Annotated in this window: 17 protein-coding genes; 12 read left to right on the forward strand and 5 right to left on the reverse strand. The window is 36.8% G+C overall.

Annotation, left to right across the window (positions count from 1 at the left end):
• Positions 1-116: 116 nt before the first annotated feature.
• The 5 genes from melB to BTO21_RS05630 all read left to right on the forward strand — a co-directional run bounded on the left by melB (position 117) and on the right by BTO21_RS05630 (position 8,531).
• Positions 117-1,502, forward strand: a complete 1,386-nt coding sequence (gene melB, locus BTO21_RS05610) for a melibiose:sodium transporter MelB (RefSeq protein ID WP_045029194.1) — start codon at positions 117-119, stop codon at positions 1,500-1,502.
• Positions 1,503-1,579: 77 nt separating this feature from the next.
• Positions 1,580-4,669 carry a beta-galactosidase gene (locus tag BTO21_RS05615; protein WP_045029193.1) on the forward strand — a complete coding sequence of 1,030 codons (3,090 nt, stop codon included), beginning with the start codon at positions 1,580-1,582 and terminating at the stop codon, positions 4,667-4,669.
• A gap of 17 nt (positions 4,670-4,686) precedes the next feature.
• A complete protein-coding gene (locus tag BTO21_RS05620) occupies positions 4,687-6,828 on the forward strand; it encodes an alpha-galactosidase (protein ID WP_239997997.1) in 2,142 nt (713 codons plus the stop codon).
• Between the two features lie 200 nt (positions 6,829-7,028).
• Entirely contained in the window at positions 7,029-8,030 is a 1,002-nt protein-coding gene (locus BTO21_RS05625) for a substrate-binding domain-containing protein (RefSeq protein ID WP_045029191.1), read from the forward strand.
• 273 nt (positions 8,031-8,303) lie between these two features.
• On the forward strand, positions 8,304-8,531 hold the full coding sequence (locus BTO21_RS05630; protein ID WP_045029190.1) for a hypothetical protein: 228 nt from the start codon (positions 8,304-8,306) through the stop codon (positions 8,529-8,531).
• 64 nt (positions 8,532-8,595) lie between these two features.
• On the opposite strand, the gene BTO21_RS05635 is transcribed toward BTO21_RS05630, so the two are convergent.
• Positions 8,596-9,195: a sugar O-acetyltransferase gene (locus BTO21_RS05635; RefSeq protein WP_065193752.1), complete on the reverse strand. Its 600-nt coding sequence runs from the start codon at positions 9,193-9,195 to the stop codon at positions 8,596-8,598.
• A gap of 201 nt (positions 9,196-9,396) precedes the next feature.
• Here BTO21_RS05635 and BTO21_RS05640 point away from each other — a divergent pair, with 201 nt between their 5' ends.
• Positions 9,397-10,551, forward strand: a complete 1,155-nt coding sequence (locus BTO21_RS05640; RefSeq protein WP_239997996.1) for a cytochrome-c peroxidase — start codon at positions 9,397-9,399, stop codon at positions 10,549-10,551.
• Positions 10,552-10,555: 4 nt separating this feature from the next.
• Positions 10,556-11,044, forward strand: coding sequence for a hypothetical protein (locus BTO21_RS05645; RefSeq protein WP_045029189.1), 489 nt, complete (start codon positions 10,556-10,558; stop codon positions 11,042-11,044).
• Positions 11,045-11,095: 51 nt separating this feature from the next.
• On the opposite strand, the gene BTO21_RS05650 is transcribed toward BTO21_RS05645, so the two are convergent.
• Positions 11,096-12,469: a lytic polysaccharide monooxygenase gene (locus tag BTO21_RS05650; protein WP_105026722.1), complete on the reverse strand. Its 1,374-nt coding sequence runs from the start codon at positions 12,467-12,469 to the stop codon at positions 11,096-11,098.
• 594 nt (positions 12,470-13,063) lie between these two features.
• On the opposite strand from BTO21_RS05650, the gene BTO21_RS05655 reads away from it, so the two are divergent.
• From BTO21_RS05655 to BTO21_RS05665, 3 genes are all read left to right on the forward strand, one after another.
• Entirely contained in the window at positions 13,064-13,714 is a 651-nt protein-coding gene (locus BTO21_RS05655) for a 2OG-Fe dioxygenase family protein (protein WP_045029187.1), read from the forward strand.
• Complete coding sequence (locus BTO21_RS05660; protein ID WP_045029186.1) at positions 13,704-14,948, forward strand: cysteine desulfurase-like protein; 1,245 nt, start codon at positions 13,704-13,706, stop codon at positions 14,946-14,948. Before BTO21_RS05655 ends, BTO21_RS05660 begins: the two co-directional genes overlap by 11 nt.
• A 338-nt stretch (positions 14,949-15,286) precedes the next feature.
• Positions 15,287-15,859, forward strand: coding sequence for a DUF2913 family protein (locus BTO21_RS05665; protein WP_045029185.1), 573 nt, complete (start codon positions 15,287-15,289; stop codon positions 15,857-15,859).
• Between the two features lie 127 nt (positions 15,860-15,986).
• On the opposite strand, the gene BTO21_RS05670 is transcribed toward BTO21_RS05665, so the two are convergent.
• Positions 15,987-16,346, reverse strand: a complete 360-nt coding sequence (locus BTO21_RS05670; RefSeq protein WP_045029184.1) for a hypothetical protein — start codon at positions 16,344-16,346, stop codon at positions 15,987-15,989.
• A 318-nt stretch (positions 16,347-16,664) separates the two neighbouring features.
• Positions 16,665-16,877, reverse strand: a complete 213-nt coding sequence (gene cspE / locus BTO21_RS05675) for a transcription antiterminator/RNA stability regulator CspE (protein ID WP_045029183.1) — start codon at positions 16,875-16,877, stop codon at positions 16,665-16,667.
• Between the two features lie 745 nt (positions 16,878-17,622).
• On the opposite strand from cspE, the gene BTO21_RS05680 reads away from it, so the two are divergent.
• Both BTO21_RS05680 and BTO21_RS05685 read left to right on the forward strand, forming a co-directional pair.
• Positions 17,623-18,093 carry a cell division inhibitor SulA gene (locus BTO21_RS05680; RefSeq protein WP_045029182.1) on the forward strand — a complete coding sequence of 157 codons (471 nt, stop codon included), beginning with the start codon at positions 17,623-17,625 and terminating at the stop codon, positions 18,091-18,093.
• A gap of 200 nt (positions 18,094-18,293) precedes the next feature.
• Positions 18,294-19,712, forward strand: a complete 1,419-nt coding sequence (locus tag BTO21_RS05685; protein WP_045029181.1) for a basic amino acid/polyamine antiporter — start codon at positions 18,294-18,296, stop codon at positions 19,710-19,712.
• Positions 19,713-19,793: 81 nt separating this feature from the next.
• On the opposite strand, the gene BTO21_RS05690 is transcribed toward BTO21_RS05685, so the two are convergent.
• The gene (locus tag BTO21_RS05690) at positions 19,794-21,119 is read right to left on the reverse strand and encodes a GGDEF domain-containing protein (protein WP_105026723.1); all 1,326 of its coding nucleotides are present in this window, start codon (positions 21,117-21,119) and stop codon (positions 19,794-19,796) included.
• Positions 21,120-21,161: the final 42 nt, after the last annotated feature.

Raw genomic sequence — 21,161 nt, forward strand, 5'->3', positions numbered from 1 at the left:
GACCCATGTTTTAAAACAATACATTTAGTGTAACCGCTACCACTAACTTGTAATTGATCACAGTCAGGGCCTCAATATCAAGTAATAATAAGAAAAAATAAAAAAGGCCCTACATCATGTCATCACAATCTATTAGCTTAAAAACCAAATTCAGTTACGGAATTGGCGCATTAGGAAAAGACTTTGCTTGTGCCCCTATCTATATCTTTCTTATGTATTACTTCACTGATATTGCTGGAATATCTGCAGCATTTGTCGGTACTATTTTCTTAGCCGCACGGATTATTGATGCAATTACTGACCCGATGATGGGAATGGTTGTGGATAATACTCGCTCACGATTTGGTAAATTTCGACCATGGATTATCATCGGTACAGTCATTAATGCAGTCGTATTAATTGGTTTATTTAGCACTCACTTATTTGAAGGCACAGCCTTATACGTGTATGCCGCAGCCGCTTACATTTTATGGGGATTAACTTACACCATTATGGATATTCCTTATTGGTCAATGATCCCTGCCCTTTCAAGCTCTCGTCCTGAAAGAGAAAAATTAGTGGTATGGCCACGCTTATTTGCAAGCCTTGCATGGTTTATTACCGGTACTTATGGGCTGTATATCATTACAACTCTTGGTGATGGTAATGAAGGCAAAGGTTTTCAAATTGCAGCAATACTTATCGCTATTTTCTTTATATTTAGCGCACTTATTACGGCTAAAAATGTTAAAGAACATATTAATGTATCCGCCCAAACTACCAGCAAATTCACAATCAAAGATGTTCTGAAGATTATTAACTGCAACGATCAACTCAAAGTATTAATTGCTACGGTATTGGCGTTTCAAATGGCGAATATGCTCGTTGGTGGTTTTGCAATTTACTACTTTACTTATGCGCTAGGTAATAAAGAATTGTTTCCTGCTTATATGATGGTGGCAGGTATTGCCGAAGTTGTTGGTGTGTTCTTATTCCCACGTTTAGCTAACGTTATTCCCCGTAAATTACTATGGATTATTGCGTGTACTATGCCAATAATATCTTGTGCGATATTACTCGGAATGAATATTTTTGTACCCGGAAATTTACTGCTTATTGGCCTATCTGGTGCAGCAATCAAATTTGGCGTAGGTATTGCCAATGCACTCCAAACAGTAATGCTATCTGATGTGGTTGACTATGGTGAGTTTAAGACAGGTCGTCGCAGCGAAAGTATTATTTTCTCGATTCAAACTATGCTGGTGAAATTTGCAGGAGCATTTGGTGGTTTTATTGTTGGGGTTGGTTTATCACTTATTGGCTACCAAGCTAACCAAGCTCAAGCTGCAGATACTCTTCTAGGCATTCAGTGGTTAATGATTGGTTTACCTGCCGCATTAATGTTGATCAGCGCGATTGTTTATAAACGCTACTATCACCTACACGATGGTTTTAATCCTGCTGATTTTAAACAATCACCGCCAGTAATAATAAACCAAAAACCGTTTTCAACTACTGTTTAATCTTTATTACACAGTCTAAATATACTTTTTATGAGCCGTCAATAGTCGGCTCATTACTTGTTTTAATGAGGTCATCCATGCGTTCTTTCTCTGATATTATTGCAAGCCAAGATTGGCAAAACCAACTTGTGGTTAAGCTTAATACTCTAGCTCCCCATAGCCCGTTACATAGTTATCGCTCAGTGGATGATGCGCAGCAACAGTGCCATTCTAGTCGTCAAACGCTCAATGGTATGTGGGATTTTGCGTTATATCCAAGCCCTCAAGCAGTTCCACATACAATGGCTGACTGTGCATTTAATACTCAACAACATCATTGGCAACCGATCGTAGTTCCAAGCAACTGGCAGCTACAAGGGTATGACAAACCGATTTATACCAATGTAAAATACCCTTTTGCTAATACACCGCCTATTGTTCCTCAAGATAACCCAACGGGTTGCTATCGCCGTTATTTCACTTTAACCGCAGATGATATTAGCCAGCAGACTCGACTGATATTTGAAGGCGTTAATTCAGCCTTTCATTTATGGTGTAATGGTCGCTGGATTGGTTATTCACAAGACAGCCGTTTACCCGCTGAATTTGATCTAAGCGATGCCGTTCACGAAGGCGAAAACCTATTAAGTGTCATGGTAGTACGTTGGTCTGATGGCTCATATTTAGAAGATCAAGATATGTGGTGGTTAAGTGGTATTTTCCGTGATGTGTTTATATATCATAAACCGCATCTCGCTATTGCTGATGTATTTGTTCAACCTCAACTTGATGCTTTATACCAAGACGCCACTCTAGTCATTACCACTAAATTAACGCAAGTAAGTGATAGTTACAGTGTCACGGTTTCTCTGTTTGATGCAAATAATCATCCTGTCGAACTTCACGGTGAAACTAACGTTCATACCGCCGCTTATGATGTCGATGAAAAAGGGGCTTGGCGCGATCAAACAGAACATCGATTACACATTAGCCAACCTCAACAATGGAATGCCGAAACACCTTATCTTTATCGCGCAGTAATCGCCTTATATGATGGCGAATGTTTAATCGAATGCGAAAGTTATGCGGTAGGTTTTCGTAATATTGCCATTACTAATGGCCAACTGGTTGTTAATGGTAAACCACTATTAATTAGAGGGGTTAATCGACACGAGCATCACCCTACCACTGGACATTACATCACTGAAGCATCAATGCTTGAAGATATTAAATTGATGAAGCAGTACAACTTTAATGCCGTACGCACAGCACACTACCCTAATCATCCTCATTGGTATGAACTATGTGATCAATATGGTTTATATGTCGTTGATGAAGCTAATATTGAAACCCATGGCCAATCTCCAATGTGTCGGTTATCAAACGATCCAATGTGGAATAGTGCTTATATGCAGCGCATGATGGCAATGGTTGAACGGGACAAAAACCATCCTTCGATCATCATTTGGTCTTTAGGAAATGAATCAGGTATTGGTTTTAATCACCATGCAATGTATCAATGGACTAAACATCGCGATCCTTCCCGTCCAGTACAATATGAAGGTGGCGGTGCGAATACAACAGCAACCGACATTATCTGTCCAATGTACGCCCGTGTTGATCAACACATTGATCATCCAAGCGTGCCTAAATATGCGCTTAAAAATTGGATCAGCCAGCCTAATGAACAACGTCCGCTGATCTTATGTGAATATGCGCATGCTATGGGTAATAGCTTAGGTAGTTTTAATAAATATTGGCAGGCTTTCCGTAAATTTCCACGTTTACAAGGTGGCTTTATCTGGGATTGGGTAGATCAAGGCTTAACCAAAACCAGTGCCGATGGCCAGCAATATTGGGCCTATGGTGGTGATTTTGATGATACTATCAATGATCGCCAATTTTGTATTAATGGCTTAGTATTTCCAGATCGCACACCACACCCTGCTTTATTTGAAGTAAAGAAAGCACAGCAATTCTTCCAATTTGAGTTCACACCACAACAGCAATTACATGTTCATAGTGAATTATTGTTCAGTACTAGTAAATACACTGAATTACATTGGAAAATTCAGCAACAAGGTACAACAGTCACTCAAGGTATGTTAGTGCTAGAACTTGCACCACAGGCAAGCATTGAAATAGATTTTAGCCCTTATATGATTGGCTTTGATCCAAGCTTAAATTACTACTTAGATATTGAAGTAATATTAACTCAATCTGTTAGCTGGGCTGATGCTGGTCATGTCGTTGCTAATGAACAATATTTACTTCAACAAGCACGCAATACACCGACGTTGCCTTTAACAGATTGTGATTCAACCGTTAATTATCATCAGCAACATCAACAACTGATCGTTACTGCTGCCAATAATAAATTTAATTTTAATTTGACCACCGGTTATCTAGAAACATGGCTTCAACAAGGTACTGCGGTGATCCTATCGCCATTTAAAGATAACTTTTACCGTGCACCGTTAGATAATGATATTGGCACCAGTGAAGTTGATCGTGTCGATCCCAATACATGGATGGCGCAATGGCAACATGCGGGATTAGATAAGATAGAAACCCACTGCCAACAAGTTGAATTCCATCAAGATCATCACGGATCATTAATTGTCTGCGCTCATTTTACTCATTTTACATTGTCACAAAAAACCATTAACACACAATGGCGTTATATTATTCAATCAAGTGGCAAACTCACTATTGATGTAACCGTTGATCGCGATATTAATCTACCGAGTTTACCCAGAGTTGGTATTAGTGTAGATATTCCATTAACAGATACGGTGTCATGGTTTGGTCGCGGCCCACATGAGAACTACCCTGATCGTATTTTAGCAGCACACATTGATCGTTATACATTACCAATATCAGCAATGCATACCGATTATATCTACCCAACAGATAACGGATTACGCTGTGATACTCAGCAAGCAACAATTAATCATTTAACGATTGATGGTCAATTCCATTTTGCTATTAGTCATTATTCACAACAACAATTGGCACAAGCTCACCATACTTATGAGTTACAGCCCGATGATTGCTTACATCTACATCTTGATAGTGAATATATGGGCATTGGTGGTGATGATTCTTGGAGCCCTAGTGTACATCCGGAGTTTTTATTAACGGCTCCACGTTATCAATACCAATTAACGTTTACAGCACTGTCATAATCATGGAGAAACATAAAGTGACGACTTTACAATCTTCTTCACCAATCTATTCATTAATTGGTACTCGTAGCCAAATACTGATCACTGTGAATGATGTTGCTGACATTGTTTACTATGGGTCACGATTATCTAATACCGATGATAACGCATTACAACAGATGGTTATTGGGCTTGAACGCCCGATCCCATTTGGCCGTTTAGATAGTGATATTCCAATTTCGATTAATCCTCAATTAGGTCGCGGTAATTTTGGATCGCCTGCACTTGAAGGTTTTCGTAATAGTGGTTTAGATTGGTCGCCAGTCTTTATCGTAACAAACGTTACTCAAGAAGATCATCGTTTAGTGATCGAAAGCCACGATCAACAAGCGCAACTCAACTGGCAAACAGATATTAAGCTCGATAGTAACGACATCTTGCAAATATCCCAGACACTGATGAACCATGGTAACAATGATTATCATGTTACACGTTATGCGAATACCGTCCCTATTGCCGATAATGCCAATGAAATATTGTCTTTCTATGGTCGTTGGATAAAGGAATTTCAGCAACACCGCAGTATGTTAAACCATGGTGGTTACATTCAAGAAAACCGTCGAGGACGCACATCACATGAACACTATCCAGCACTGATTGTTGGTGATCACGGATTTGGTGAAGATCACGGTCAAGTGTGGGGAGCACATTTAGCATGGAGCGGTAATCACCGTATACGAGTAGATGTTAAAGCTGATGGCCGTCGTGTACTTCAAGCTGAGGCGTTGTATTTACCCGGAGAAATAACATTACAACCACAACAATCATTAACCACACCAACCTTGTACATGAGCTATAGCCAACACGGGCTTAGCGCTATGAGTCAACAATTCCATCAGCATATACGAACTTCCATATTGAAAGATCGCCTACATAAACCACGTCCTATTCACCTTAATACTTGGGAAGGAATCTACTTTGATCATAATCCTGAGTATATTTCAGCAATGGCCACCGAAGCAGCCGCAATGGGTGTTGAACGTTTTATTATTGATGATGGTTGGTTTTGTGGCCGCAATGACGATACTTCATCATTGGGTGATTGGTTTATTGATAAAATGAAGTACCCCAATGGGCTAACACCTATAATTGAACATGTTCATCAATTGGGAATGGAATTTGGATTATGGTTTGAGCCTGAAATGATCAATAAAGACTCTGACTTATATCGCCAATACCCAGAATGGTTATTGGCTGTTGACGGATATGAACAGCCAACAGGTCGCCATCAGTATACTATTGATCTACAAAATCCAGCGGCATTTGAATATATATTTGAGCGTTTAGATCATTTTCTTTCGCATTATGCAATTGACTATATCAAATGGGACATGAACCGTGAGATTGTTCAACCTGCACATAATAATCGTTCCGCAGGTTGTAAGCAGGTTGCACAATATTATGCGCTATTACATAAACTTAATACGAAACATCCTAACGTTGAGATTGAGTCATGTGCAGCTGGTGGCGGTCGTATTGACTATGAAGTATTAAAACATACTCATCGCTTTTGGTGCTCGGATAATAATGATCCATTAGAACGACAAGCGATTCAGCGAGGCATGAGCTATTTTTACCCTCCCGAAGTAATGGGAACTCACATTGGATCTCACACTAGCCACACAACTCACCGTACCCATAGTATGAATTTTCGAGGTAATACAGCTTTATTTGGTCATATGGGTTTGGAACTTGATCCCGTTAAAGCTTCTAATGATGAAAAACAGGTATTTCGTTATTATATTCAATTATATAAAAAATGGCGTAGCTTACTTCACACAGGAAAAAATTATCGCTTAAGTTTTAATGATAATACCGCATTGCAAGGTAATATGGTGGTTTCATCGTCACAATCACAAGCCTTAATTAGCATTAATCAATTAACGATGCCGACTTATTGTTTATCTGGCCGGTTATATATTCCAGGATTGCACTCAAATAAAAACTACCGTATCACTATTATTGATCAACCCGAAAATCTCAATAAAATAGTTAATCGACAACCTCCATGGCTGGCAAGCCAACAATTGTTTAACGGTGAATGGTTACAAACTGTTGGCCTAACATTACCGATAATGGATCCAGAATCGTCGTTGTTATTGCAATTTAAAGCGTTGTAATTTTCATAAAAAGCACTGCCAACCAGTGCTTTTTCTTCTTCCTTCCAAATTACACTATATTTATCAAATAATTATTTTAATATTCAGTATCTTATGTAACAAAACCGATTTATAATAACAGGTTCATTTTATAACAAACGACGATATTATCTGCCACCCGATTGATTAATACAGCTGTGGCATTTAATTTGAGAGTATCTATGGCAACAATTAAAGATGTTGCTCGTGAGGCTGGCGTCTCTGTAGCAACGGTATCTCGAGTATTAAACCACTCACCTAAAGCAAGTAAAGCCTCTGTTCTTGCTGTAACGACTGCAATTACGCACTTAAATTACCAGCCGAACCCAGCAGCGCGGGCTCTTGCTAGCCATCATACAAATACAGTGGGTGTATTAGTCGGTGATGTCTCTGATCCCTTCTTTGGCACATTAGTAAAAGCCGTTGACACTGTCGCTCAACAAAATGGCAAAAACCTCTTAATTGGGAATGGTTACCATCGAGCAGAAGATGAAAGAAAAGCCATCAATTTACTCATCAACAGCCGCTGTGATGCACTCGTTATTCATTCAAAGGGACTTTCAGATCAAGCGCTCATTGATTATGCACAACAAGTAAAATCTTTAGTCTTAATTAATCGCTATATTCCAGAACTAGCAGATCGTTGTATTTCACTCAATAATTCTAAAGGTACCTATATTGCGACTGAATACCTTATTCGTCACGGCCACACACATATTGCTTATATCAACTCATCACACGATATAGAAGATGCGACCCAACGATTACAAGGTTATAAAGACGCACTAGCCGCCTATAATATAGACTTGAATGAAAGCTACATAGAAACTACCGAACCGTATATTGAAGGTGGCGAGCAAGCGATGACAAACTTGCTATCAAAATCGTTACCCATCTCAGCCGTTATTACTTACAACGATAATATGGCAGCAGGTGCAATCAATATTCTTGAGGATAATGAGATTAAAGTACCCGACAATATTTCTGTCATAGGCTTTGATGACGGTTTAATCGCTCGGTATGTACGTCCACAATTAACGACTGTTCGGTATCCTATCTACCTCATGGCAGAAGAAGCAACTAAATTAGCGTTAAATTTAATCAATGTTAATAATATACATGCTATTCCACGTATTTTTTCACCAACACTTGTCAGACGTAACTCAGTTATAAATAAAATATAAAATTAATGTGCTTATTTATAATAAAAATATAAAACCAATGGCTAATAAGCAACATTGGTTTTCACTCTGACTTATAGGTTATTATTATATTGTCTTTATATATATTCCTACTATTTATATGACGGTATATGCTTTTAAAAAAATAATTTATATTTAGTCGTATTTTAGGGATTAAACCTTTAAATATTGGCTGGAGTTGTCTACAATTCGTTTGTTTAGAGAATACCAATAAGGCATCCTCCTTATAATTACATCGTTAAAGAGATTTTATTTATGAGTAACATGCCTATGAATGGTGTTTATCGTGCTGTTTTTAAAGCGAATATTGTTATGAGCCAGTCATTCATGGAAGAGCGTTATCAATTACATAAAAATGATAAATCCTTAACGCTAGAAAAGGTAAAAATCTCAGATAAAACTAACTATAGAGAAGCAATATTGACGGGATCATCAACAGATATCTACAATAAGGTACAAGAAATAATTATATCCATACAATAAATATTAATGCTTAATATAAAAATATCTTTTATTAAAATCTCTTCCTATATATTAAAAATTATATTTATAAATACTTACGACCTTTATGATAATATTTTTTATCGTAATCATTAATCTCTCTTGATACACGACAAGGATTACCCATTGCGACAACATTACTTGGAATATCCTTTGTCACAATACTACCAGCACCAATTACAGTATTATCGCCAATAGAAACACCGGGTAAAATAACACAGCTCGCTCCAATCCAAACATTATTCCCTATTGTCACTGGAATATTAAATTGTGTAACCTGCTGACGTAATAGTGGATCAATCGGATGCCCTGCAGTGGCTATAGTGACATTAGGACCAATCATGACATTACTACCAATATAAATATGGGTATCATCAACCAAGGTTAAATTAAAATTTACATACACATTACGACCCAAATGCGTATGTTTACCCCAGTTAGCATGTAATGGTGGTTCGATATAGCACCCCTCCCCTATTTCAGCAAATAGTTGCTGCATAAGCTCAGCACGTTTTGCTATTTCTGATGGTCGTGTATGATTAAAATCATAAAGCACTTCTAAACACGCTAATTGACGTTCAGCAAGTGCATCATCACAAACGTAAACCTGCTGGCTATGCAGTTTATCTTCAGGGTTAGTTTTCATTATTTATCACCTTGGTATTATTAAGCTAAAGCTACCATATATGGCTTTGATTATTCTAATAATACAACGATAATTCGTCTCAAAAATGGAGATCGATCACTCAACCATATTGCGGCGATTATTGTTGCAACTTGATACATAAAATCACATGCTAAAACAACTATTCTCGATTACAATTATCGTCTCTTTGAGCCAGTTTTAATGTCAATCATGGGTGTTACCTTTCACATTGTTTCCGTCTTATTATTAAGCCCAATATTAGTTATATCATCATCAATATATGCAGCAACAAAGACCACCAATGACACTCAACTTACTGCAAAAATCACGCTTGGACGTTATTTATTTAATGACAATCGATTATCTAAAACAGGAAATCGTAGTTGTGCCTTGTGCCATGCGTCAGATTTAGGATGGACCAACCGTTTTGCTAAAGTACCCGATATTAATGGCAACCCAACGACCTTAAATACGCCATCGTTACTTAATAGCGTAATGCTATCGACATTTATGCAGCGCCAACCTCATTTAACAACGCTAGAAGATACAATTAAATTACCATTATTCTCTTTGCACCCACCAGAAATGGGCATGACTCATTCGTTGTTGCTAACGCGATTAGCACAAGCAAATAATGTATATCAGCCACTTTTTCAAGCCAGTTTTAGTGATCAAACGATCACGACACCAAAAGTCATTGATGCATTAAGTCAGTATGTTGCCACCATTACTGATACCAATACAGCCTATCACGCTTTTATTAATGGTGATCAAACTGCACTTAATCGTCAGCAACAACAAGGATTGGCTTTGTTCACTAGCCCGCGACTTAATTGTTCTCAATGTCATGGTGGACCTTTATTAAATCAACCCCAAGACGGCGATAGGCTCTATTACAATACCGGTCTATATGGCATTAAAAATAATATTGGTGAATATAGTTACCCTCAACATGAAATTGGATTGCGGCAATTTACACAACAAAAAATAGATGATGGTAAATTTCGTATTCCATCATTAATTAATGTAATGAACACTGGCCCATGGGGGCATGATGGCAGTTTTAATCGTCTTGAGGCTGTCATTGATAGTTATGCTGCGGGTGGACGTATCATCACTATAGGTCCGAATAAAGGCGATGGACGTAGGCACCCTAACAAAGATCAGCACCTACAAGGTTTCACACTAACAACAACTGATAAACAGGCATTATTAGCCTTTTTTTCTAGTTTAAATATCCGTGATATGAGTAAAGATCCCATGCATCAAACCCCTTTTTGCCAAATTATTCCACTAAAAACTAAGCGAGATTTACCAGATTGTATTGCGCCTTTCCCTCTTCAACAACAAGAATAAAATCATGAAAAAAACACTGTCAGTATTAATCACTCTTGCAGCGAGTTCATCTGTAATGGCTGCGCTTCAAATCCCTTCGGAGGCTGAAATTAAGGGCCGTAATACCTATTTCATTGCTCCTTATAAAGCAACATGCGATGTTAAACCTATCCATCAAGTCACCGCAAATACGGCGGAAGAAGCAATACAGCTAGAACAAATATTCGATGAATCATTAGGTTATTCACTAACTCTTAATGCTAAAGGACAAGCATATATTCAATTAGCGATTAAAGAGTGGAATGAAAAAATGGTGTTTGCGACTAATCCTGATGTTAAATTAACGATCAGGGGGGCAGATATAAAGGGTCAATACATTACTAATCAGTATTGTCTTGAGCAAAATCTCGCATTACATCACGTTAATACCCATGAATGGGGCAGTTATTTAGTTGAATTACACGGTCAGCCCAATCAAATAATTAGCTTACGTATTGTTAAAGAATCAGAATGACAAAAGGCCTGCACGAATGCAGGCCTTTATTTTATTTTTACAGGTTAAGGATTACAGCTTACGCCATACGCCCCACTCACCTGTTGTTCCTGGTTCTTCGCCTACTGTGTTCCAGTATGCTTTCCAGCTAATGCCGTCGTGGATTGCTACGTCATTTTCGTTATATGTTTTCGTTGCAGACCAAGCTGAAACGTCTGGCGTTTCACCTTCAGTGATCACTTGTGTCCACACATTAGCTACACCAGGTTCTTCACCTTGTGTCCACCAACCTGCTTTCCAGTTTTTATCACCGTGCATTACCATATCGCCAGCAACGTAAGTTGCAGATTTGTCCCAGCTACCTTTAGGTAATTCAGTCTCAGGACCTTCAGGATCAACAACAGGAGGTAGCGGCTCAAGATCTTTAAAGATACTTAATGCAAAACCATACTTCTCAGCTTCTACCCATACTTGGTTTGCATGAATATTATTCGCATTAAATTCGTATTTATCTGCTGCTTGATTCCAAACACCAATGAACAATTTATCTGATGCTAATACGTTTACTTGATCTGCTAATGTTTGTGCCCATGTTGCTTGGTTAGCAGCAGTAATCACTAAACGCTGATCTAATACTTCAGCACCTGTAACAGGAGCCATTAAACGGAAACGTACTGTATCGCCAACAACAGGAGTGAAGCCTGGCTTAACAAAGAAACCTGGGATAGCGTGTAAATCGCCACCGATTACTGGTGGTATAATTTCGCCATTACCTTGCTTAATCGTAATATCACTACAGTTGTAGAAACCTTCACCTGCTGGATCGATACGCTGCCAGCGAGAGAATAGAACAACCTCTTCACCAATACGATCTTTTGGCAATTTCACTTTAAAGTTATAAGTATCGTAAGGGGTTGCTTCTGTTGGCTCAACATTACCAACTTCATCAACTAATTCTAGATCGTCCCAAATCAGTGGTTTTGACTTATCGTAATCAGGTTTAGTGATGTAGAACTGCCAGAATGATGGATTATGTGTCGCTGTTGCAACCCATTTAAAATCAAACTCGCCATTTTCATCAAGAGTGATTTCTGTTTTCTGCCACTCATTATGGGGAATATCTAGACCTGCTTTTTTCTCATCGCCACCTGCACATAATAAACCATCAACAACTTGTTTTTTTACTTCTTCGATATTGTTGTAGTCAGCCGTTAACGCAGCGTTTTCATTTTTTTGTGTAAATGGGTGCGCACCAGACTTATCCCAAAGGACCTGACAAGCAGCATTTGGAATATTATTCTGCCAGTAACCACCGTCACGATCACAAATTTCAGTACGTGATGGCGGGAAATCAGCCCAACCATGCGCATTAACAGCACCTACTGCTGCAAGGTTAGTAGCAATAAGCGCTACCGCTAAAGATATTTTTTTTAGTTTTAAAGGCATGTTTTTCTCATTTATTGATAAAGCACTGTCTACCTATGTGAGCCTATAGGCACTAACAATGCGATCGCGTTAATTTTTGTGTAGTGGAATATACATAATCAATCATGGACTAAAGAAATAGATTACCGATTCAATATATAACCAATAATTATACATACCATAAGCTTATGATATATAAGAAAATAAAAAACGCTACTTTCAATAAAAGAAATACCTTGTTACAAATGCACTTTTTTACTTCTCACCTTGTACTATTACATTGCTGATAATTACCACTGAACGTTTATTTTATAACGGATATTAAAACGGAATAGATATAGAAAGAGTATTATTTACTCCAAAAATATCAACCTACGCAGTGTTTATTATTGCAAACCCCCTAATAACTAACATTTTATAATAACAGCAAGTTATTAGTTCTTTTATCAGTAAATAAATCAAACAAAAACAAGTATAAAAAACCATTGTTATATTAAAAATAAGATATAAATACTATTTTTAAACATTAAAGCAACTGTATCGTCGATTAAATTTGTAATACTTGGATTTTTAGACAACTCTACTTATAAGTAACGAAGATATAGGAGAGGTATCATGGATATGTCATTAATCTGTAGCTTACAATTAACCCAGCTAAGTAAGCATGCTGTGAATGAGCTTGCTCCCTCATTTCAATCTTTACCTCAAACACCCCACGCAGATGGTGGATATCGCTTACGTCGTTATTCCATCGTCCGTATTCATAATGGTAAGGTAGATCACTTACCTCCAACAGACTTTGTACAATCTAGTGATATTAATCATTTTCAAGGTAATGTTGTGCGTCATTTTGAAACTTTAGACGACGATCTTATTGATTGTGATGGCATGCTTGAGATGTGTAAATTATTTCAGCAAGCAAATGCATTACCTGATGATCAACCGATTGAAATTCATCAAATGCGTATTGCGACACTCAGTGGTGAAACACCCGCTTCACCTGAAGGTATTCATCAGGATGGTTTTGAGCATATTGCTGTGATTGGAATTGATCGTCACAATATTAAAGGTGGTGAGTTCTTAGTTTATAAAGAGAAAACCGCATCACCTTTTCTATGTACAACATTACAACATGGTGAAATGGCAATTTTAGCCGATGATATTTTATGGCATAACGCTCACCCGATTAAGGCGATAAAAAAACATCAGCAAGGTTACTGGGATGTCTTTGTTCTGACCACAAAGGAGATCCAACATGACGTTTGATCCCTCTATTAATCGTTTATTATTTCCAGCGCTACATCAGCATATTAATGACCGTCCGGTGTATTTCTTTGACGGACCCGGCGGTTCACAAGTTCCTCAATCCGTTTTAGATGCCATGAACCATTATTTAGGGCATTTTAATTCAAACTTAGGCGGTGCTTTCTTCTCTAGTACTAAAACGACAGCATTATTGACTAAAGCGCGTCAAGTCGCACAAACATTGGTTAATGCACCATCAGCAAACAATATGGTGTTTGGCGCGAATATGACCACACTGACTTTTCAATTAAGTCGCGTGATTAGTCGTGATTGGCAACTCGGTGATGAAGTTATTGTCACGGCACTCGATCATTATTCTAACGTTTCAAGTTGGCAACAAGCCGCTGAAGATAAAGGTGCAACAGTACATCAAGTGCGTTTAGATGAAACTAACTGTGATATAGATTATGATCATTTCACTTCATTACTCAATTCACGCACTAAATTAGTCGCCGTCACTTACGCTTCTAACGTAACGGGTTCATTAGTTGATATTAAACGAATTATTACTGCAGCCCATGCCGTTGGCGCACAAGTCTATATTGATGCCGTACATTATGCGCCCCATCGCTTAATTGATGTACAACAGTTAGACTGTGATTTTCTGGTTTGTTCTGCTTACAAGTTTTTTGGGCCTCACCTTGGTATTGCGTATATTGCTCCACAATGGCTTCAAACGCTGCGCCCTTATAAAGTAGAACCTGCGCCTAATGATGGACCTGCACGTTTTGAGACAGGTACTCAAAATTTTGAAAGCTTGGCGGGGTTTATTGCGGCGGTGGAATATTTAGCCCATTACAGCCGTACATTAGACACCCAGCCATTATCCCTTCGACAGCATTTAAGCCGTAGTTTTAATCATTACCAAGCTTATGAAAATACCCTAAGTCAGCATTTTCTATCCCATTTACAGCGCTATAGCAACATCACATTATTTGGCTTAAAAGACCATCAACAACGTACACCCACTTTTGCAATACGAATTGACAATGTAATGCCAGCCGACGTGGCTGCCCATCTTGGCGATCACAATATTTGTGTTTGGCATGGCCATTTTTATGCGCAAGGATTATGCAAACAATTAGATCTGCTTAATAAAGGTGGCGTGATCCGTATTGGCTGTATGCATTACAATACTCATCATGAAATCGATACTTTATTTGAGGTATTAGATTGCTTTCTAACAGTACGGTAATTATGTTTGTTTGTTTGAAGTATTGTTTTGGCTTAATTAACTTGTACGGACATCCTATCGGATAACTTTATTAAAGGCTAATATAAGGTGTTACTCTTTATCGTCTGTAATGCTACCAATATATCGATGTGCAATAACAATACAACGATCAATACTTATTAGTTATTTTTTCATTTTGATAACAAAAAAGTCTCTTTAAGCATAATTTGTTGAAGAACGTCCCAATATAAAGAGAGATAATGTGCTAATTCTACAATTTATAATTAACGCATTAACTATTATCTTACATCAGTAATAGTATGATATTATTGTAAAACCCGCTCCGAATCGGTACAAAAATGAATCAGTCTCAACAACTACTCGATATTAGTACTTACGCTCTACTACATCTAGAATTTAAAAAACTTGATAAACGCCTAACTCAGACTGAGCAAAATAATTTACTTGTTCAGTATCTAAAGCGGATCATTAAAGATGATAGGTATCGTGCAGTTAAGAAATCAACCAAAAGTTGGTTATTACGCGGTAGAAAGATGGGTGCCTGTTTAGAATCAATACTTAATAATGATCGAGAACGTATACTACAAACCAGTTCAACTGATCTTTATCGCTTTGTTGATCTTATTGAAGAGGTTGAAGCTCAATTACAAACTAAAGTACAATATTCATTAGCACATAATATCAATCTTAAAGCCCGTTTCGGTAAAGTATTGGTTTGTGTCGTTGATGAAGATTTAACATCCAGTTTTGATGATGATGGACTCATGATAAAATCAACGCAGATTTTATTTATTGGCAGCCTTGAGCACAAAGATATCTTTTCTAATGCCATTGATCAAAGTGGTTATTTCCAATCCGTAATTGCATATGAAGATGAAAGTCACCTTCGTGTTGAACTCTTTAGGCTCTAATTTTACACATCGTTGCAGCTTAACAATACCAATGAGTCAGCCTGTATGACTTACTCATTGGTTAATGAATATTTCAAATTGATCACGATGTAAAAACCAATCCAATATCAGAATCACCCTACTTATTTTATTTATTTATTCGAAAAAATGCATCTCTCGCTGCGACAAAAGACAATCCTTCTAGTAAATAATCAATATTATCGCAATCCTCATTCACCATTAGTTTTGTCGCTATTTGTTTTACGATATAGCATTTAGCGGGGATTTGAGGCTGATCATGGCTAGCATTAAAAAATCGTGAATCATTGATTGATAACGATACTGCTCGTTGAGTATCAATATCAATTTCGACGGCTAAAACATCACCTACTTGAGGTAAATACGATAAATTATCAGCTGTAATATACTTTCTTGCTGGCAGAATATTTTGGTCTGATTGTAGATCAATAAAATTAACTATTAATGAAATCATTGGATTATTTAACATTATAGTACCTTATCTAATCGTTTTTTTTATTATATCGACTTAAAGATAATACGCTGACAGCTAAAACATAATTATTATTTTTCATAAAATAGCGGATAAATAATAGTTATCTTTACTTATAAAAAACAGAAACTGCGTCAAATAAATATCAGATCTGTAACACATCGCTTTCTTGTTCAGATCTTATTATTTTATGACTTATAGAAACGTTCTACTTAACGATTTTTACACTCTTTCATTGTTTAACTATATAAACAACAAATATAAAAAATGCCAGCCTAAGCCAGCATTTTTCTTAGTTTATCAAAGAATGATAAATTAGATAGCTACAACGTTTGCAGCTTGAAGACCTTTTTGGCCTTGTTCTACTTCGAAAGACACTTTCTGGCCTTCTGCCAAGGTCTTAAAGCCTTCAGAAGCGATAGCACGGAAGTGAACGAATACGTCAGCACCGCCGTTGTCTTGAGTAATGAAACCAAAACCTTTCTCTTCGTTAAACCATTTTACTAAACCAGTAGATGTATTAGACATGTAATGCCCCTTATATAGGTGATTAATTAACCGCTAAAATGCGATGTATTAAGTGGTTAAATTATTAATGTTACTGCCAAAACAAGGGAAACACTGAGGTACAAAACGATAACGTTGATGTAGCTAAAGGTTTAACTGTGACTTGGTGTTGCATTTAATTTAATAACGCTCTGAATAACAGAACGAGACAGATAATAGCAGCTGTTCATTTTTTGTACAATGTTTATATTGGCAATAGTCTCAATATAATCAATAAAAAAAATAACCTATTGAATTTAATATAGTTATAATTAAAAATCAATATTATTCCTTTTTCGCGTACAAATACTGCTTTATAAAACATCGTATTTCACTACATCTAGTTACTTAGCTTAAATCCTCATCATCAGCTTATCCCCTCTTAATTATAATCACATGACTCAGGTTAATTTATATCCATCACTTACAGATACAAATAAATACCAAAAAACTACTGTATAAGGATTTGAGATCTGACTCAAAATTTCATATCGCAATAAAATTGTATTGCAAATAGTCATCTATAAACATAGTAATAAAATCCACACCAAACAAAAGTATAAACATAAAAAACAATCACTTAAAACAAAATATCAACAGACTATCTCTCACTGTATTTGTCTTATAAACCATATATGACCGATAAATAACGCTTGCATCCAAACTCAATTAAAACTACTGTATGTACATACAGCATGTATATATAACCACTGTCGGAGATGGCACCATGAAAGCACTAATACAGACTCAAGAATTTATTACGGCTTCTGACGTTTACAAAGCCACATTGAGTTCTCATGCAGATATTTCTCCATCTCCACCAAGAATCGTTCCAATTGAAGTAAGTTATAGCGAGCACCAACAAGCACAACTAGCCTATTTTTTACGCCTTCTAAAACAAGCTAATCAAGAAAATCGGTGGATCATGTTTATCGGCCAAGACGCACTATTAGATAAGCGTTTATTAATCAATGCAGGTATTGATATTAATAAAGTGCTATTACTTAAGAATATGAAAAATCAAAGTAAACATTTACTAATGGTGAAAGCATTAGAAATGGGAAATTGTTCTGCCGTTATCGTTACTGGTGAAATTGAAGCATTTAACACCCCAATTATCACTATGGCAGCAGAACAAAGTAAAACCTTAGCTTTCATATTAAATCAGAACGTTAAAGCACAATTAACGTTCCATTAAGTTAATTTACAAGCATAATTGTTGTGATTAAGTTGCAACCGCACAAATATCGCATAAAGTTAATAATATAATACAAACAAAAAAAGTACTTTTATTTGAAAAAGCATTCCATAAAATAATAAAAATAATAAAAATAGCTTTTACGCATAATTAAAATCCATATAATCAGGGAAATTTAAATTTAAATACTAGGTTTCAGAATGGATAATAAGCTCGGATTTGGTGCATTAACTGCATTTGTAATCGGCTCAATGATTGGTGCGGGGGTCTTTAGTCTGCCACAAAATATGGCAGCTGTTGCCAGTCCCGCAGCGGTTATGATCGGCTGGACTATTACGGGTGTGGGCATGATATTCCTTGCTATGTCTTTTCAAGTTTTATCATTACTAAAACCCAATATTAATAGTGGTGTTTTTGGTTACGCACAAGCTGGTTTTGGCGATTTTGTTGGCTTTTGTTCTGCTTGGGGCTACTGGCTCAGTGCAATGCTTGCCAATGTTTCATACCTAGTGATCGTATTCAGTACCTTAGGGATGTTCTTTGATAAGCCAGGACATATCATTTTTGGTATGGGTAATACTTGGCAATCTATTGTTGGCGCTTCTATTTTATTATGGCTCGTATATGCGTCTGTAAGACGTGGCGTACAAACAGCGGCAACAATTAATGCTATTACTACCGTTGCTAAATTAATTCCTCTCGTATTATTTATTTTCGTTACATTAATTGCATTTAAATGGCACACATTTACGTTTGATTTTACTGGCTTAGAATTTGGTCCTCAGCATGACCTACTTAGCCAAGTAAAAGGTACCATGCTTATTACTGTGTGGGTATTTATTGGCGTCGAAGGTGCTGTTATCGTATCCTCACGCGCACGTAACCGCCGTGATATTGGTCGAGCCACCATTCTAGGCTTGCTAACCGCACTCGTCATTTATGTCTTTGTAACACTACTTTCTATGGGTGTTATTTCTACCCCTGAATTAGCTAAATTCCAAAACCCATCAATGGCGCTAGTACTTGAGCATATTCTTGGCCCATGGGGTTCGATTATTATTGGTTGTGGCTTGTTAGTTTCAGTAAGTGGCGCATTTTTAAGTTGGACAGTATTGGCAACAGAAGCACCATTACTTGCCGCACAAAATAATATGTTTCCAAAATCTTATGCTAAAGAAAATAGCGCAGGCACATCGATTAAAGCGCTTAACTTAACCATCATTTGTATCCAAATTTCATTATTTGCAGTCATCTATGCGGGTGGTACTTATAACTCATTACTGATTATTGCTTCAGAAATGATCTTAGTCCCCTATTTTCTTGTTGCTGCTTATACCCTTAAACTTGCCATTAAAACTAAAAATCGTGGCATGTTATTATTTATTGGTTCGGGAGCAACGATTTATGGTATTTGGTTACTTTATGCTTCAGGCTTAAGTCACTTGTTATTAGCGTCTTTATTATACTTACCTGGCCTTTATTTCTTCATCAAAGCCAAGAAAGAATTAAACCAACCTTATTTTGTAGGTAAAGAACGTATTTTTGTTGTTCTACTGATTCTATTATCTATCTTTGCTATCTATATGGTTGCTACTGGACATATTGTACTAGAGAGTTAATCTTTTTCAGGGAGCAAAAAGCCGTGTATCACATACTTTCAACTAGAAAGTGTATACACGGCTTTTTATTAGGCTTTTTTCTTATTTAAGTTGCTGATGTTCCCAACTTATTTCAATTCGATTACGCCCCATTTTTTTAGCTTTTAATAACGCTAAATCAGCACGCTTAATCAGATCTTCACAGGTTTCATCTACTAATTCAGCAACACCTAAACTACAGGTTAGATTAAATTCACGATCAAAACCCCAATCTTTAGTTGCGATTGTCTCTCGAATATCCTCTGCAATTTCAACAGCAGTCCTCATATTGGTTTCAGGACAGAAAACCACAAACTCCTCCCCACCCCAACGCGCAAACACATCAGATCGACGAACTAACGTCTCAACAGTTGCTGCAAATTTAACTAATACTTCATCACCAAAACTATGACCATAAGTATCATTAACGGATTTAAAATGATCCAGATCGATAAAAATCATTGAAAAAGGGATCTGATTACGCTGAGTTTGAATCGTTATTTCTTCTGCCCATTCAGTGACTGTATGCCTATTCCTTATCCGTGTTAATGGATCAGTACAAGCTAAATATTCAAATTTCAAACTCTTATTATACAGTAGTCGATTTGCATCTCGTAAACGCAGACTACGTTCTTCTGTATTTTTTATTTTTTTCTGAAGAATAAATCGCTCGATAATAATAACTATAACAGCAGTAATAACCCATAACAGTAACAATAATTTAACTAAAGATGATTCTGTTATCCACTCCCCATAAAATACAATTCGATTTAATTTAATCGCATAATAAGACTCTTTAACATAACTGCCTGTCGCGATTTCAATAATCGAAATATTATCAAATTGCCGATTTGATTTATCTACAGGTATATTATTTTCAGCTATCCACCATGATAAAACCTGAAAAGTACGTAATGGAAAAACTTGTAATCCAGCATCGATACCAGGTGAATATTCAATTGCATTAAATTTTAGTGAGAGTGGATCATCGGTCTTCGCATAGGCTGGATCAAAATTACGCAAATAAACACGAATACGTTCACCGTTAAGTGGGCTTGTATAATCGATATCAAGTCCTACTGAGTGATAAGAACTTAAATCAATGCCCTCTTCAATCGAGTCAGTTAACGAAATAGCAATTTCACAAAATGGCCACTTTGCCTGATTAATAATATTACATTCTAATAATACATCATTTTTTCGAAGACCTAACGTTGCTGTTGTTGCCCCATTTTGTATTGAATCATCAATAATTTTATATTTACTATTCTTAGGCGTAACAATATATTCCGTCTTTGCTCCACCAAGAACAAACCATCCATATGCAGCAAGGGTAAAACAGACTAAAAATAAGACAATTAATCGAAGCCATTGATTTAACCCCGTCATAAGCACCTCAGAAAGACATTAAATACCACGAAACAAAAGCAA

It is taken from the genome of Photobacterium phosphoreum, assembly GCF_002954725.1.
Classification (GTDB): domain Bacteria; phylum Pseudomonadota; class Gammaproteobacteria; order Enterobacterales; family Vibrionaceae; genus Photobacterium; species Photobacterium phosphoreum.

Coding starts and splice junctions, on each gene's coding strand:
- melB (WP_045029194.1), top strand. CDS start 117: ATGTCATCACAATCTATTAGCTTAAAAACCAAATTCAGTTACGGAATT.
- BTO21_RS05615 (WP_045029193.1), top strand. CDS start 1,580: ATGCGTTCTTTCTCTGATATTATTGCAAGCCAAGATTGGCAAAACCAA.
- BTO21_RS05625 (WP_045029191.1), top strand. CDS start 7,029: ATGGCAACAATTAAAGATGTTGCTCGTGAGGCTGGCGTCTCTGTAGCA.
- BTO21_RS05630 (WP_045029190.1), top strand. CDS start 8,304: ATGAGTAACATGCCTATGAATGGTGTTTATCGTGCTGTTTTTAAAGCG.
- BTO21_RS05635 (WP_065193752.1), bottom strand. CDS start 9,195: ATGAAAACTAACCCTGAAGATAAACTGCATAGCCAGCAGGTTTACGTT.
- BTO21_RS05640 (WP_239997996.1), top strand. CDS start 9,397: ATGTCAATCATGGGTGTTACCTTTCACATTGTTTCCGTCTTATTATTA.
- BTO21_RS05645 (WP_045029189.1), top strand. CDS start 10,556: ATGAAAAAAACACTGTCAGTATTAATCACTCTTGCAGCGAGTTCATCT.
- BTO21_RS05650 (WP_105026722.1), bottom strand. CDS start 12,469: ATGCCTTTAAAACTAAAAAAAATATCTTTAGCGGTAGCGCTTATTGCT.
- BTO21_RS05655 (WP_045029187.1), top strand. CDS start 13,064: ATGGATATGTCATTAATCTGTAGCTTACAATTAACCCAGCTAAGTAAG.
- BTO21_RS05660 (WP_045029186.1), top strand. CDS start 13,704: ATGACGTTTGATCCCTCTATTAATCGTTTATTATTTCCAGCGCTACAT.
- BTO21_RS05665 (WP_045029185.1), top strand. CDS start 15,287: ATGAATCAGTCTCAACAACTACTCGATATTAGTACTTACGCTCTACTA.
- BTO21_RS05670 (WP_045029184.1), bottom strand. CDS start 16,346: ATGTTAAATAATCCAATGATTTCATTAATAGTTAATTTTATTGATCTA.
- cspE (WP_045029183.1), bottom strand. CDS start 16,877: ATGTCTAATACATCTACTGGTTTAGTAAAATGGTTTAACGAAGAGAAA.
- BTO21_RS05680 (WP_045029182.1), top strand. CDS start 17,623: ATGAAAGCACTAATACAGACTCAAGAATTTATTACGGCTTCTGACGTT.
- BTO21_RS05685 (WP_045029181.1), top strand. CDS start 18,294: ATGGATAATAAGCTCGGATTTGGTGCATTAACTGCATTTGTAATCGGC.
- BTO21_RS05690 (WP_105026723.1), bottom strand. CDS start 21,119: ATGACGGGGTTAAATCAATGGCTTCGATTAATTGTCTTATTTTTAGTC.